Genomic DNA, 13,900 nt, shown 5'->3' with positions numbered 1-13,900 from the left:
AGATGTGTATAAGAGACAGGTACAAAGACGTATCCACAGGAAGTGGACCTATTATTAAAAATAGCTATTCCACAATCGTAATAATCGGTGGCGTATGTAAGTATTGAAATAGATTTGGACCGTCTGCTTCCGCTTCTTTTGCTTCTGGGCTTGAAAAGGCTTCAGTTAGTTTTTCGATATTCTCAAACTCTAAGACAGTTATTAGATATAGGTTTAAATTCGTATTTTGAGAATCAACTACACGATGAACGGAATCTTTTATAATGTTTGGGATTTTACGGCCTAATGGAACATGAACATCATAATAATGCTTATCAAAAGCCTCTTTATCCTTTGGCTCCTCATACATAATGATCATTTTCGCCAATTCACTCACTCCTTTTTTACTATTTCTAGTAGAATATATTCTTTTTTCAGGAGATTATTCTTTAGTTGTTCTTTATTAAGAATTATTAGTCTGGAAGTTATATAAGATTCATTTTTAAAAGGAGTGAAAATCCTATTCCTCGACAGTTGACTGCAGTAGCAGTCCATTTTTTTTGCACCCATTTAAAAATCCCTTAGCATTCCTACAAATAGTTTGGTGAATTCTATTAGTAGGAGGGATTGAATATGGGTATTCGACTATTATTACTAACAACTCTCATCTTTTGTCACTTTTCAATAATAGCAAGTGCAGAAGTACCACTAACAGCTGCATTTATACGTGATCACCAGCTGTGGGTTAAAACAGGTGATCGAGAAATCCAAATTACAAAGGACCGTTATGTGAATGATCCGAAATGGTCATTTGATGGTCGTTTTATTGGTTTTATTGATGGGGATGAAAAGGGCGAAAAATCGGATTTGTTCATTTATGATACAAAGAAACAGGAGATTTACCAACCTTATGTAAGGGTTGTAACATCTGATTTTAAATGGTCCCCGATAAAAAATCAGCTGGCCTACACTGACCACGGGCTCTTAAATGTCACCAAAATAAAAAATGGGCGTCCGCAAGGATTTGAAAATGTCTCACTAGGAGTTGGCGGTTTTGAGTGGTTCCCAAATGGGAAAGAATTTATTGTTTCATCACAATCAAACTTACTTCCTACAGGGTGGAGCCCTATCCCTCTTTTTAGAATTCCGGTAGATGCCAATCTTTCGAAAGAAAAAATGAAGCATTTTTTTACGATTCAAACGAAAGAACCTGATTTGTTCGGGATTGATGCTGATTATTTTAAATGGAGTTCAGATGGAAAATGGGTAAGTTTTTTACTGATACCTACAGCTTCTTGGTCTATGGATAGCAACACATTATGTGTCCTGTCATCACAAGGAGAACAATTTCAGGCAGTAGGAAAAATGTTGGGGTTTAATGATTGGTTTAAGTGGGCTCCAACAACTAATCAATTAGCCTATATTTCAGGAGAAGGAAGATTTTTTGTTGAGAATAAGAAAATGAAGGTAGCTGATATCCCAATTATTAAACAACAGAAAGAGTATACGCCTAAAGGATTTGTAGACCTTGATTTGGAATGGTTCTCAAAAGATGTGGTGATAGTGACTCGTGCTAAGGAAAATAAAGAGTGGAAAGAGGGACCTGTACCTACAATGTTCACTTCACTTTACGCGATCAACATAAAAACAGGGGAGCAGAAACAAATTTCATTCCCTCGTGAGAATGAAATTGATGAAAGTCCTCAAGTGGTTGATTCCTACCTTTCTTGGTTTCGAAAGGCGGCAGAGCAAAATAAAGGGGATGTATGGGTGAAAAATGGTTTAAGCGGTCAAAAGCAAATCTGGCTTAAAAATGTGGATTCTGCTCCAACATTTTTTTCGCGAAAGGATGGGACACGGGGACAGGTACATTGACCCAAAATAGAAGCTGGTTATAACTTACAATTTAACTGTATTCAATGAATCGTCTTTCATTTATACTTGAATTAAGTGAAACTGTATGTGGAAGTGTGATGGAATGAATGATTATTTGAAGTCAGATTGTACGAATTGTTTCGGGTTGTGTTGTGTAGCCTTACCTTTTGCGAAATCAGCAGATTTCCCATTGAGTAAAGGCAGTGGTGAGCCATGTCGAAATTTATGTTCCGATAATAGTTGTAAGATACATGATCATTTGAGGGAAAAAGGGTTTCGTGGATGTGTTTCCTATGAGTGCTTTGGAGCAGGACAACATGTATCACAGTTGATCTATCGCGGTCAAGATTGGAGAAATGATTCAGAGCGTGCCATCGAAATGTTTGCGGTATTTTCACTCGTTCAACAACTTCATGAAATGCTTTGGTATCTCGATCAGGCCCTAAGACTTAAGGAAACACAGTCATTTCATTTAAGCCTTCAAGACATGTATACAGAAACGGTACAACTAACAGAGAAAGCGCCTGAAGAAATTTTGAATTTAGATATTGGTGCGCATCGAAGTAAGGTTAATCAGTTGTTATTGAAGACTAGTGAAGTGTATCGAAAGGGTTTTCCTCAAAAAAAATCCAGAGGTTTAGATTACGTAGGAGCAAATCTGAAGCGAGCAAATTTACAAGGGGTTAGTTTACGAGGAGCCCTGATGATTGCAGCGAATTTAAGTCATGCAGATTTACGAAAAGCGGATTTTATTGGGGCAGACCTCAGAGATGCCGACTTAGGCAATGCGAACTTAACAGGTGCACTTTTTCTAACACAATCCCAATTGAATGGAGCAAATGGAAATGTTCATACAAAAATACCTGACTACTTAAAAAGACCGGATCATTGGGTATAATGCGGGACGAGGGGACAGGTACCTTGACCCAAGCTGGGACGAGGTACCTGTCCCTCTGACCCACCTATTTTTTAATGACTGTCTTCACGACTGATTCTGCCCGATTATACTTAATAATCTCAAGGAGTTGCTCTGCCATGAAGTGGGGGCTGTACTTAAATCCACTATTGATCCATTCAATGACCATTCCTAAAATTGCATATGCTTGATAATTGGCATGAATTTCTCTGTCAATTTTGGGATTGGTGAGCGTGTTGTGTAAATCAGACAAAGCGAGTTCCTTTAACACCAAACAGAACTTATTTTGAAATCCTGTTAAGGTTCTAGTTTTGACCATATGTGCATAAAAAGTTGCGTATTTATAGACATGGTCAAATATTTTAACTGCTGACGTAGAGAGTTTTTTAATCTCAAAACTTTCAACCCCTTTGTAGGGTTCTCGATAGGATTGAATCAAATCATCGATAACCTCATCCATGATTTCATGCAGAATGTCTTCTTTATATTGATAATGCTTATAAAATGTACCCCGGTTTAGGTCTGCTTCACGTACAATATCCGAAATCGAAATCTCCTTAAAATCCTTTTCATTCATTAAAGCTAACATCGCATCCTTCATGGCTCGTTTTGACTTCAAAATTCTTCTATCAATATAGTTATTGTTAATAGACATAATTGCCCTCCAATGTATGACATTTAAAGATAATGCACAATTTTATATGGTTTTGTTTATTAATGTACGTTTAAGCTTGTATTTGCTGATTGAAAACGTTCTATTAAGTTAATTATACTAGAGATAGTTGTTGATTAGTAAACAACTGTTTATTAAAATGCATTCTATCATAATTGGAGGAATGGACATGAAACTTGAGAATAAAGTATCGGTTGTTACGGGCGCTGCCTCAGGTATGGGGAAAGTAATTGCGATTCTTTATGCAAAAGAAGGTGCGAAGGTAGTCGTTTCTGATATTAATATCGAGGCGGCAAAAGCAACAGTTGAAGAAATTAAAGCCATCGGTGGAGACGCAATCGCGGTTATGACCAACGTTGCTAAAGAAGAAGACATTCAAAACTTAATTAATACAGCTGTTAATACGTATGGCACAGTAGATATTTTGGTGAATAATGCAGGAATTATGGACAACTTTGAACCGGCTGGAGAAATTATAGATGAAAACTGGGAAAGAATTTTCGCGGTTAATACAACGAGTGTGATGCGTGCAACACGTAAAATACTGCCAATCTTTTTAGATAAAAAAGACGGGGTTATTATCAACGTAGCTTCTGCAGGCGGACTTCAGGGTGCAAGAGCGGGTGCTGCATATACAGCTTCTAAGCATGCGGTTGTTGGATTTACAAAAAACACTGGGTTTATGTATGCACAGAGTGGTATTCGCTGTAACGCAATTGCACCAGGAGGCGTTGAAACTAACATCAGTGCATCCATGACAGGTCGAAGTGATTTTGGAATGGGGCGTATTATGCCAGGTTTGGCCCTAAATCCACGTAATGGAAAACCGGAAGAAATCGCCAAAATTGCACTATTCCTAGCATCAGAAGACGCTAGTTTCGTAAACGGAACAGTCATCACTGGGGATGCTGGTTGGACAGCGTATTAATAGATAATAAACTGCTTGGATCGATGTGAATTGGACCCAAGCAGCTTTTGGGACACGGGGACAGGTACACTGTCCCAAGCGATGACTATTTATTTTTTATCGTTTTCCTTTGATTCTGTATTAGGTGTTTCCATTTTGTTAGAATCTTTTTGGTTATTTTTAATATGTCCTTTTGCGTCTACTTTTGAATCCCTTAACATTTTTTATACCTCCATTTCTGTCTCTCTGTCCCTTATTTTTCCAAGATGAGTTGCTTTTATTCAAGTCTTAAAAGGGAACAGAAATTTTAAAAATAGCGATATTATTTCAGTAAGTTTAAGAGGAATCTAGAAATTTTTGTCGAAATATAATCTGAATAAAAAAATATCGTTTATCTAAGGAATTAATCCAAGATAGAATAAAAAAAGGAGAGATGTTATGAACCAAGACCATGAAAGATTAATAGAATCTAAGAATATTATCAAAGCTTTAGCAAATGGTGTTAATCCACTCACAGGTGAAAAAGTCAGTAATGATAGCTTCTTAAATAGCCCCGGAATAATTAGACCTTTATTTTTCCTATCCCAGTATTTAGAGCACCTACCAAATACCCCAATTAAGAAAAAGAAACCCAAAGCATTTACTATAACTTCAGAGGAAAAAAGTTGTATTGTTTTACCTTCGGGAAAAATAGGTATAAATGTTTTTGCCAAGGCAGTAAATGAAGTAATTGATGAAAATAAAAGCAAGAAGGTAAACGGTAAAGTAATCAATAGAAGGTTAAAAACACTAGGAATTTTGAGTGAAGAAACAACTGAGAACGGTAACACAAGAACGATTACGAACGATCAATCTGAAGGGTATGGAATCGAATTAGTGACAAGACAGTTTAACAACAGAGAATACAAACAAGTCGTTTTTAATGACATTGGTAAACAGTTTTTACTCGATCATCTTGAAAGGATCATGAGTTAAATGTCATTTTGATGGGTCGCGGTACCTGTCCCTCTGTCCCAGCATGCTGTATACTAGAATAGTATTTTTAGATAGTTAGAGGAGCATGCTGTGATGAATGAGGAATTTCTTTATATTTTAATAATTATTGCACTTGGGTATGTATTGAAACGAATACACGTGTTGAAGGAGAAGGATGGAGAGGTAATTGCAAAGATTATCTTTAAAATTACGCTTCCAGCACTTGTGCTTGTGACGTTCGATCAGATTGAAATCGAAATAAACCTTATTTTAATCCCAGTAATTGTACTGATCTATGGTATTGTTGTTTCATTTTTGGGCTTGCTTATTTTTAAAAATGAGGAAAGAGAGCTTAAGGGATCATTTTTGATGATGTCTTCTGGGTTTAATGTCGGTTTGTTCGCATTTCCACTTGTTTATGCGATTTGGGGAATGAATGGATTGACATATTTTAGTATGTTTGATGTGGGAACCTCTGTCATCGTCTTTGGTGTTGCCAATATCTTAGGGAGTTACTTTTCAGAGGATGGGTTAAGCTTAAAACCAATGGAAATCGGAAGAAAACTGGTGAAATCAATTCCGTTAATGACGTACGTGTTTGCAAGTATTTTAAATCTCAGTCATATTAAATTACCAGATATGGTGATTGCGGTAGCGAGTAGCCTTTCAGCAGCCAATATGCCATTAAGCTTACTGTTATTGGGTCTTTACCTGAATTTTAAATTTGAAAAACAATTTGTAAAACCGATGCTGAAGTTTTTAACATTCCGTTACGGGGTAGGCTTACTTGTTGGGATTTCGTTGTTATTCCTACTTCCGTACGATGATAAGTTTCGCTACACGATCTTAATTGGTCTGTTACTTCCGGTAGCGTCATCGTCAATTCCGTTTGCGGTTGAGTTTAAATATAGCAACGAGAGTATTCGATTAATGGCAAATGCAACGAATATTACCATCTTAGTGAGTATTGTTATTTTATATGTATTTGCGAATTTTATCTAAAAATAGTCCCACTACGGGAAAATTGAAAGGACTGAGCTTGTGACACTCAGTCCTGTTTTTTTTCTTGTTTTTTCATATCAAACATACCTGTTGAAATCTCATTTAGTTTATTAAGAAAACGATTAAAGCCGAATCCAACAAAAAAGGCGACACTCACCTGAGCATAGGGGCCATCAATATTATCAGCGAAGTCAATCATTAAAATGCCACTTTGGATGAGGTTGACAGCGATGACAGCCGTTCCTGTTGCAAACAGCGGAAAGAATATATACATGATCCAGTGCCGGGGATCGATAAATTCGTCATTCATATAATGGGAACAAAACATATATAGATGCCTTAGCGATCCGCCAATGGAGCCGGCGAAAAAATAATACAAAAAGCGTTCAATTTCTGATAACTTAGGATATGTTTCTTCAAACACACCAATCCACATGGCACCTACAGCTAAAAAACTTCCAAAAAATAAAAGGGAAAGGTACGCTAAAATCAGGATCTTTACCCATCTTTTCATAAGAACACCTCATTTACACCATTTTATGGGCGTTCATGGCAAATGGTGCATCAAAAGATGAGACAAGGAGATAGCGAGCAAGTTCATTGTTTATTGCCGCACGGGGGACACTGAACCTGTCCCTCTGTCCCATGGTGTGGTTAACTCGGTTAATACATGTTTGGTGGTATGAGACCATTTTGTAGAACGGCCGGTAATGTGTCGTGTATATAAGGTGGTGCGGGACGCAATTTTGGCTTTTTGGCAAATGGTTGAGGGTTCTCTACATATTTGAACACACCTTCACCATCCATACTTGGACCGTTTGCCCATCTCCCTGTAGCACTCTCGTTTCCATGAGAGAAATTGAATAATACATGAGAAACCTCACGTTTCTCCAACTCACGTGGAAATGTACTAGGTACCACAATATTTTCTTTTGATTCAAGTTCAGAAATTGCTGCTATCCACTGATTTTGATGCATCGTATCCCTTGCGATTAACCAGGAAAGCATATCCTTTACACCACGGTCAGTTGTTGCCTCATATAATCGAACAGCTTGTAAACGCCCTTGTGATTCAGCATTTAAATTAGCTCGGAAATCAGCTAGCAGATTGCCACTGGCAATAATATAGTCAGCTGTCCAACGGTTTCCAACACTATCAGCAGGCATCGCCCCAAGGCCAGATACGATAGCATGCTGTGGATTCATACCACCAAGAATAGCCCCGATTACAGGGTCCTGAGCGGCAATTTCCTGGTCACCAACAGGAGCACCATCAAGTAATCTAGCAATCATTGTTGCTAGCATTTCAATGTGGGCTAGTTCTTCAGCTCCTGTATCCATGAGTAAATCTTTATATTTTCCATCGGCACCACGAACGGACCATCCTTGGAATAAGTATTGGAGAGCGACAGATATTTCACCAAATTGCCCCCCCTAAAATTTCCTGAAGCTGATTTGCAAAAATTGGATCTGGACGTTCAGGTTTAGCTCGGTATTGTAATTCTTTAATATGATAAAACATTGTAGGGTAACCTCCATTAATTAGATAATTTTGTTTTTTAGGCTCTTATCTTAATTACCTATGTTATTCAGAATATGTAGAAGAGAAAATTAGGTGTTTTGATTTGAAAAATTGGGTGTTTGTCATTGTTTAATGGAAAGGTTATGGTAAGAAGGGGTAAGGGTTTCTTGAGCAATTGGAAAGCACAAAGCCAAGATTCAATTGTTCAACTAACAGCATCCACATGTGTATCCGATTAGTAGAAATGAGGATTAAAAGGTTATGATATAAAGAGGAATACATAGGACAATGTATTTACCGTGTAACTTTTTTTATTTTAGTTCGTACGTAAGGGATAAAGTTTTTATTGAGGAGTTTCGATAATGAAAAATAAAGAGAATGGGTTAAAGCCGTTTTTTCAGTTGATTTTATCGACGAATATACCAAAGGCAGCGTTAACAGTAGGGTTATTCGGGAGTATTATCACAACATTTGTTGGACTGTCGATACCATTATTAACGCGGGAGCTTGTTGATGGGTTTTCCGGGATTTCCGTTAATGCCACACTTGTTGCAGTGATTGCAGCCGTGTTTATTTTACAGGCTGTGATAGATGGGGTATCGACTTACATGCTTGCTGCAGTTGGGCAACGCATTGTAGCACGCCTTCGTGAAAAGATGTGGGAAAAGCTTATTCGTTTGCCAGTCCGTTATTTTGATAAGCAACAAAGCGGAGAATCTGTCAGCCGAGTCGTAAATGATACTGGCATTGTTAAGGATTTAATTTCACAACATTTTCCGCAATTTATCACCGGAGTCATTTCGATTATTGGGGCAATTATTATTCTTCTCATCATGGACTGGAAAATGACGCTTCTCATGCTCATTTCGGTCCCACTTACCATGATCATCATGATGCCACTTGGTAAAAAGATGGCGAAAATTTCACGTGGGTTGCAGGATGAAACCGCGACATTTTCAGGTAGGATTCAACAAACCATTAGTGAGATTCGCTTAATGAAATCCTCAACTGCTGAAGGTTTTGAAGAAGAAAAAGGAATCAGCGGGGTTCGAAATCTACTTACCTATGGTTTAAAAGAGGCGAGGATATTCGCGCTAATCGGTCCGATTATGTACACAATCGTCATGATCGTTATTGTTATTATAATCGGATACGGGGGAATACGCGTTGCAAACGGTACTATGACAACAGGCTCTCTCGTTGCCTTTTTACTTTATCTGTTTCAAATCATTTTCCCCATCACATCATTCGCAATGTTCTTCACTCAACTTCAAAAAGCAAAAGGTGCGACAGAGCGAATTATTGATATCATTGAACTTCCATTAGAGGAAGGGCAAAATGGAAAAGAAATCGATATTGCAAATTTACCTATTCATGTTGAACATGTATCCTTCGCCTACAGTGAAGAGGAACCGGTTATCCAAGATGTTTCATTTGAAGCGAAGCCTGGTCAGATGATCGCTTTTGCTGGACCAAGTGGTGGCGGTAAAACGACGATGTTTGGTTTACTGGAACGTTATTACGAGCCAACTTCAGGTGCAATCCGGATTGGGAACACACCGATTCACGAACTTTCATTAGAATCATGGCGAAGTCAAATTGGCTATGTCTCTCAGGAAAGTGCGATGATGGCCGGAACCATTCGGGAAAATTTATGCTATGGCTTGAAAAATGCAGAACAAATAACAGATGAACAACTATGGGATGTTGCAAAAATGGCCTATGCCGATGAATTTATTCGTGCCTTTTCAAATGGATTGGATACAGAAGTAGGCGAGCGCGGAGTCAAATTATCAGGTGGTCAAAGACAGAGAATCGCGATAGCACGAGCATTTCTTCGAGATCCCAAAATTCTCATGATGGACGAAGCAACGGCAAGCCTTGATAGCCAATCCGAAAGCATTGTACAAGAGGCACTCTCACGACTAATGGAAGGACGTACCACCTTTGTGATTGCTCACCGATTATCGACGATTGTTGATGCCGATCAAATCATTTTCATCGAAAAAGGAATGGTGACAGGGAAGGGGACGCACCAGGAATTGATTGAGTCGCATGAGTTGTACCGAAGCTTTGCCGAACAGCAACTGACATAAAAGTCAAATAATAGTGATGTAAGTAAAAGGAGTTGGAACAATACCAACTCCTTTTTTGGTCAAGCTATTGTTTCGCTTGCGCTAAGTTTAAGGCTGTATCTGTTATTTGTAAATCTACCTGTAGTTGTTCCGATAAATTAGTTGGATGGTAAATGCTGTTATCAATCATATAATTGGAAATTCTTTCATGAGTTTGAACGGCATTATTCAATTCCTCACGTAAAACAGCTCTTACTTCAGGGGTGGTTGTTTCGGTTAAAGCAAATGCCAAATTTCGTATGCCTGCTTTTGTGGAGATTAAGAAATCAGTGGCAATTACCTTATCTGTCATACCGCCCATGCCCATTATATTTTTAAATAAATCATTCATCTTTGTTACCCCTATCTGTTATGAGTTCTTTTAACCGCGTAATACCTTTAGTACTTGAATCTATATCATTAGCAAGTATCGTTTTTAATTCGGGATTTTGGACAAGACCACTCATCGTAACCGATTTTGTTAAACACAGATTTTTAAAAGTCAGTAATTCATGTACCTCAAGTGTTTCATGAAGAGCCATATATTTCGTCATTGGTACAACCTCCTCTTTTCTCATATCATGACTAATCTAACAAGTTTCATTCAATTTTCCCTTCGAAGTGAATAGGTAAATTCAAGGAGTAAAGGTAAAAAATAAGTCATTTCATCGAGTAGTAATAATACTTAGTATAGAGAAACATAAATGGAGACTATGTTTTATTGAGAAAGGAGCAAGCAATGGTACAGCACACAGAATTGGCCTATCATGAAACAATGGATTTGCACGAAATGTTAAACTTTAAAACAATTTGTTTAATGAAATCGAAACTCATGCAAGGGATTTGCTTTGATAATGATTTGAAGAAACTCATGCAAAAGGATGTAGAACAATCTGTTACAGCAATTAAAGAATTAAAAGCTCTATATGAAGGAGCAAGGACGAATCGAAAATGAGGTGAAATCGATGAATGAGGATTTTTTAGATCCCAAATATGCTGAAGGAATGCCAAAGATGGCTGATTCTGCATTTGCACTTGATTTTTTATTGTCAGTAAAAACTGGAATTCGGTATTATGCCGTAACATTAACAGAAACAGCGAGCCCTGTAGTAAGGACAACGCTTTTGAACCAAATGAATGCGGCTATTGACCTTTATGAAGAAACAGTTGAACTCATGCTTGAAAAAGGGTGGTTATATCCCCACGATCTTGGTAAGCAGGTGGAACTCGATCTAAAATCTGCTGATATGGCTCTAAGTATTGCTGATATGACACTCTTTCCAATCGATACAGATAGACGTGGTACCTTTGCCACGCCATTTAAATAAAGCTAAAGGAGTCTTACTATGAAAGCAGTTACTTATCAAGGAATTAAGGACGTTGCCGTAACAGATGTTCCAGACTCAAAAATTGAAAAGCCGGACGATATCATTGTAAAGATCACGACTTCTGCAATCTGTGGATCTGACTTACATCTAATCCATGGGATGATTCCTAACATGCCTGAAAATTTTATTATTGGGCATGAACCCATGGGGATTGTTGAAGAAGTCGGTCCTGAAGTCACAAATGTGAAAAAAGGTGACCGGGTCATCGTTCCATTTAATATTAGCTGTGGTACGTGTTGGTATTGTAATCAAGGCTATACGAGCCAGTGTGATGAAGCGAATCCTCATGGGGATATGGGAGCATATTTCGGGTACTCCGAAACCACTGGTGGATATGCCGGGGGACAAGCAGAATATTTACGAGTTCCATATGGGAACTCTACCCCGTTTCGTCTTCCAGATGACTGTGAGATTGAAGATGAGCAGTTAGTCCTTCTCTCCGATGCAGCATCAACTGCCTATTGGAGTGTGGATAACGCTGGGGTAAAAGAAGGGGATACTGTCATTATTCTTGGATGTGGACCAGTGGGTCTTCTCGCACAAAAATTTTCTTGGCTAAAAGGCGCGAAACGAGTCATTGCAGTAGATTATGTCGAGTATCGCTTGCAACATGCGAAACGAACAAATCAAGTTGAGATTGTTAACTTTGAGTCCCAGCCTAATATTGGAGAATACTTAAAGGAAATCACAAAAGGTGGAGCAGATGTTGTGATTGACTGTGTTGGAATGGATGGGAAAATGACCCCACTTGAATTTTTAGCAACTGGATTAAAACTTCATGGTGGGGCAATGGGTGCTATTGTAACAGCAGCTCAAGCCGTTCGAAAATGTGGAACGATTCAGCTTACGGGCATCTATGGAATGAGATATAATGCCTTTCCACTAGGTGATATTTTTCAAAGAAATGTTCAACTTAAGACGGGACAAGCCCATGTTATCCCGATTATTCCCAAGTTATATCAAATGGTAGCTGAAGGGAAAGTAGATCTTTCAGATATTGTAACGCATCGTATGCCATTATCTGAAGCGAAAAAAGGGTATGAGCTGTTCGATACAAAAATGGATGATTGTATAAAGGTTGTGTTGAAACCACATTAAAGTAAAAGGTGGCTTTGGATGGAATCCAAAGCTTTATACGGTCACCAAAATTTACCTGTTTTCAACTAGTTACATTAGCGTTATAATAATTCAACTCTCCTACCTCATCTTATTTTTAGGAGGTATTGATATGGCAAAGAAATCGATGATCGCAAAACAAAAGCGTCCATCTAAATATAAAGTACAAGAATATACACGATGTGAACGATGTGGTCGTCCTCATTCTGTATATCGTAAGTTTAAGCTTTGCCGTATTTGTTTCCGTGAATTAGCTTATCAGGGACAAATACCAGGTGTGAAAAAAGCTAGTTGGTAAGATCCTTCCCTCTGTTGTGGAGGGTTTTTTATTATTTATAAGTTATACCAGATATTTCCTGCCGATGATAAAGATCATGTTTGATTTTTCAATAGAAAGGCAAACTATAATAAATGGATCATTTTTCGCTAAAGGGAAGGACTGACTTTATATGAAAGAGAGCGCAGAACAAAGATATTGCAAAAATTGCAAAAAGGAGACTACCCACAAATTTAGGGAAGATGCTTTAGAAATAGAGTGTATCTGTACAGAATGTAATAAACAAGAAGACATCGTTAAAACCTTTTTCTAAAAGCCACTTATTGAGTAGTGGCTTTTTTATTTAAATAAAATTTAAAATTGCGATTTCATCATCTTAATAAGCCAAAACCTATAATAAAGAAAAAAATGCAAGATAACGCTATTTGGATTACAGATTCAGATTCCCAAATACATGTTTATATACTATTTAGACTTTTGTATGTATAAACTCTAATAAGAATCAATTCTAGGAGGGGTTGTATGGATGTTCATGAAGCAATAAGGACACGTCGAAGTTTTGGGCTTGTGAAAGATGTAAATGTGGAGAGAGAAAAAATAGAAAAAATCATAGAAGCTGGGACGTGGGCTCCCTGTCACTTTAGGACTGAACCATGGCGTTTCTTTGTCTTTCAAGGAGACGGAAGGAACCGCCTTAGTGAAGTTTTACTTAAAATAGCCAAGAAAAATGGTGAAACTGAGGAAAAAAAGCTTGAAAAGATTCAAGCCAAACCATTCCGGGCCCCAGTGATTATTGCGGTTGCTGTTGAACCAAGTGAGAATCCCAAGGCTCTAAAAATCGAAGAATATGGTGCAACATACGCTTGTATTCAAAATATGTTACTGGAAGCACATAGCTTAGGACTTGCGGGATTCTGGCGAACAGGGAAGCCAACCTATGATCAATTAATGAAGGAATTCTTCGGCCTATCTGAGAAAGGTGAAGTTCTTGGATTCCTCTACTTTGGTTTTCCGTTGCGTAGTTTACCGGAAGGAAAGAGAAAGTCATTCGAAACATTTACAAAATGGATAGGGTAGATTGTATTTTAAAGAAGATACTTTCACATGAAATAAATATGTTTGTTTAAAAAATAGTTGCTGTCTCTTATACACATCT

At 37.9% G+C, this 13,900-nt stretch carries 16 protein-coding genes and 1 pseudogene; 11 read left to right on the top strand and 6 right to left on the bottom strand.

Annotated elements, in window-relative coordinates; all coding sequences use genetic code 11:
- Window positions 1-64: 64 nt before the first annotated feature.
- Window positions 65-358, bottom strand: a complete 294-nt coding sequence (locus E1I69_RS22380; RefSeq protein ID WP_242634678.1) for an EthD family reductase — start codon at window positions 356-358, stop codon at window positions 65-67.
- Between the two features lie 254 nt (window positions 359-612).
- On the opposite strand from E1I69_RS22380, the gene E1I69_RS22375 reads away from it, so the two are divergent.
- Both E1I69_RS22375 and E1I69_RS22370 read left to right on the top strand, forming a co-directional pair.
- Window positions 613-1,854: a translocation protein TolB gene (locus E1I69_RS22375; RefSeq protein ID WP_136381744.1), complete on the top strand. Its 1,242-nt coding sequence runs from the start codon at window positions 613-615 to the stop codon at window positions 1,852-1,854.
- Window positions 1,855-1,957: 103 nt separating this feature from the next.
- A complete protein-coding gene (locus tag E1I69_RS22370; protein ID WP_136381743.1) occupies window positions 1,958-2,752 on the top strand; it encodes a pentapeptide repeat-containing protein in 795 nt (264 codons plus the stop codon).
- 64 nt (window positions 2,753-2,816) lie between these two features.
- Here the strand turns inward: E1I69_RS22370 and E1I69_RS22365 are convergent, their stop codons facing one another.
- Window positions 2,817-3,425, bottom strand: coding sequence for a TetR/AcrR family transcriptional regulator (locus E1I69_RS22365; protein WP_136381742.1), 609 nt, complete (start codon window positions 3,423-3,425; stop codon window positions 2,817-2,819).
- Between the two features lie 187 nt (window positions 3,426-3,612).
- Here E1I69_RS22365 and E1I69_RS22360 point away from each other — a divergent pair, with 187 nt between their 5' ends.
- From E1I69_RS22360 to E1I69_RS22350, 3 genes are all read left to right on the top strand, one after another.
- The gene (locus E1I69_RS22360; protein ID WP_136381741.1) at window positions 3,613-4,371 is read left to right on the top strand and encodes an SDR family oxidoreductase; all 759 of its coding nucleotides are present in this window, start codon (window positions 3,613-3,615) and stop codon (window positions 4,369-4,371) included.
- A 417-nt stretch (window positions 4,372-4,788) separates the two neighbouring features.
- Window positions 4,789-5,325: a hypothetical protein gene (locus E1I69_RS22355; protein ID WP_136381740.1), complete on the top strand. Its 537-nt coding sequence runs from the start codon at window positions 4,789-4,791 to the stop codon at window positions 5,323-5,325.
- Window positions 5,326-5,418: 93 nt separating this feature from the next.
- Complete coding sequence (locus E1I69_RS22350) at window positions 5,419-6,327, top strand: AEC family transporter (RefSeq protein WP_136381739.1); 909 nt, start codon at window positions 5,419-5,421, stop codon at window positions 6,325-6,327.
- A 46-nt stretch (window positions 6,328-6,373) separates the two neighbouring features.
- Here E1I69_RS22350 and E1I69_RS22345 read toward each other — a convergent pair whose 3' ends face one another.
- Window positions 6,374-6,841, bottom strand: a complete 468-nt coding sequence (locus E1I69_RS22345; RefSeq protein ID WP_136381738.1) for a hypothetical protein — start codon at window positions 6,839-6,841, stop codon at window positions 6,374-6,376.
- A gap of 149 nt (window positions 6,842-6,990) precedes the next feature.
- Window positions 6,991-7,849: pseudogene (locus tag E1I69_RS22340) on the bottom strand (manganese catalase family protein).
- 362 nt (window positions 7,850-8,211) lie between these two features.
- Between E1I69_RS22340 and E1I69_RS22335 the strand changes: the two are divergent.
- Entirely contained in the window at window positions 8,212-9,945 is a 1,734-nt protein-coding gene (locus E1I69_RS22335) for an ABC transporter ATP-binding protein (protein ID WP_136381737.1), read from the top strand.
- Window positions 9,946-10,009: 64 nt separating this feature from the next.
- On the opposite strand, the gene E1I69_RS22330 is transcribed toward E1I69_RS22335, so the two are convergent.
- Window positions 10,010-10,315: a spore coat protein gene (locus tag E1I69_RS22330; protein ID WP_136381736.1), complete on the bottom strand. Its 306-nt coding sequence runs from the start codon at window positions 10,313-10,315 to the stop codon at window positions 10,010-10,012.
- Window positions 10,308-10,517, bottom strand: coding sequence for a hypothetical protein (locus tag E1I69_RS22325; RefSeq protein WP_136381735.1), 210 nt, complete (start codon window positions 10,515-10,517; stop codon window positions 10,308-10,310). Before E1I69_RS22325 ends, E1I69_RS22330 begins: the two co-directional genes overlap by 8 nt.
- 185 nt (window positions 10,518-10,702) lie before the next feature.
- Here E1I69_RS22325 and E1I69_RS22320 point away from each other — a divergent pair, with 185 nt between their 5' ends.
- From E1I69_RS22320 to E1I69_RS22300, 5 genes are all read left to right on the top strand, one after another.
- The gene (locus E1I69_RS22320; protein ID WP_136381746.1) at window positions 10,703-10,918 is read left to right on the top strand and encodes a spore coat protein; all 216 of its coding nucleotides are present in this window, start codon (window positions 10,703-10,705) and stop codon (window positions 10,916-10,918) included.
- Between the two features lie 10 nt (window positions 10,919-10,928).
- Complete coding sequence (locus E1I69_RS22315) at window positions 10,929-11,291, top strand: spore coat protein (RefSeq protein ID WP_136381734.1); 363 nt, start codon at window positions 10,929-10,931, stop codon at window positions 11,289-11,291.
- An 18-nt stretch (window positions 11,292-11,309) separates the two neighbouring features.
- Entirely contained in the window at window positions 11,310-12,449 is a 1,140-nt protein-coding gene (locus E1I69_RS22310; protein WP_136381733.1) for a zinc-dependent alcohol dehydrogenase, read from the top strand.
- Between the two features lie 130 nt (window positions 12,450-12,579).
- A complete protein-coding gene (locus tag E1I69_RS22305; RefSeq protein ID WP_136381732.1) occupies window positions 12,580-12,765 on the top strand; it encodes a type Z 30S ribosomal protein S14 in 186 nt (61 codons plus the stop codon).
- A gap of 501 nt (window positions 12,766-13,266) precedes the next feature.
- Complete coding sequence (locus E1I69_RS22300; protein ID WP_136381731.1) at window positions 13,267-13,821, top strand: nitroreductase family protein; 555 nt, start codon at window positions 13,267-13,269, stop codon at window positions 13,819-13,821.
- Window positions 13,822-13,900 lie beyond the last annotated feature (79 nt).

The sequence above is a fragment of the Bacillus timonensis genome, from assembly GCF_004799755.1.
Lineage (GTDB): Bacteria > Bacillota > Bacilli > Bacillales > Bacillaceae_L > Ferdinandcohnia > Ferdinandcohnia timonensis_A.
The sequence above is the reverse complement of the archived record's forward strand: the minus strand, read 5'-3'. Positions and strand labels throughout refer to the sequence as shown.

Bases quoted from the DNA above. Each gene is read 5' to 3' on its own strand.
- E1I69_RS22380 (WP_242634678.1), bottom strand. From the start codon at position 358: ATGATCATTATGTATGAGGAGCCAAAGGATAAAGAGGCTTTTGATAAG.
- E1I69_RS22375 (WP_136381744.1), top strand. From the start codon at position 613: ATGGGTATTCGACTATTATTACTAACAACTCTCATCTTTTGTCACTTT.
- E1I69_RS22370 (WP_136381743.1), top strand. From the start codon at position 1,958: ATGAATGATTATTTGAAGTCAGATTGTACGAATTGTTTCGGGTTGTGT.
- E1I69_RS22365 (WP_136381742.1), bottom strand. From the start codon at position 3,425: ATGTCTATTAACAATAACTATATTGATAGAAGAATTTTGAAGTCAAAA.
- E1I69_RS22360 (WP_136381741.1), top strand. From the start codon at position 3,613: ATGAAACTTGAGAATAAAGTATCGGTTGTTACGGGCGCTGCCTCAGGT.
- E1I69_RS22355 (WP_136381740.1), top strand. From the start codon at position 4,789: ATGAACCAAGACCATGAAAGATTAATAGAATCTAAGAATATTATCAAA.
- E1I69_RS22350 (WP_136381739.1), top strand. From the start codon at position 5,419: ATGAATGAGGAATTTCTTTATATTTTAATAATTATTGCACTTGGGTAT.
- E1I69_RS22345 (WP_136381738.1), bottom strand. From the start codon at position 6,841: ATGAAAAGATGGGTAAAGATCCTGATTTTAGCGTACCTTTCCCTTTTA.
- E1I69_RS22335 (WP_136381737.1), top strand. From the start codon at position 8,212: ATGAAAAATAAAGAGAATGGGTTAAAGCCGTTTTTTCAGTTGATTTTA.
- E1I69_RS22330 (WP_136381736.1), bottom strand. From the start codon at position 10,315: ATGAATGATTTATTTAAAAATATAATGGGCATGGGCGGTATGACAGAT.
- E1I69_RS22325 (WP_136381735.1), bottom strand. From the start codon at position 10,517: ATGACGAAATATATGGCTCTTCATGAAACACTTGAGGTACATGAATTA.
- E1I69_RS22320 (WP_136381746.1), top strand. From the start codon at position 10,703: ATGGTACAGCACACAGAATTGGCCTATCATGAAACAATGGATTTGCAC.
- E1I69_RS22315 (WP_136381734.1), top strand. From the start codon at position 10,929: ATGAATGAGGATTTTTTAGATCCCAAATATGCTGAAGGAATGCCAAAG.
- E1I69_RS22310 (WP_136381733.1), top strand. From the start codon at position 11,310: ATGAAAGCAGTTACTTATCAAGGAATTAAGGACGTTGCCGTAACAGAT.
- E1I69_RS22305 (WP_136381732.1), top strand. From the start codon at position 12,580: ATGGCAAAGAAATCGATGATCGCAAAACAAAAGCGTCCATCTAAATAT.
- E1I69_RS22300 (WP_136381731.1), top strand. From the start codon at position 13,267: ATGGATGTTCATGAAGCAATAAGGACACGTCGAAGTTTTGGGCTTGTG.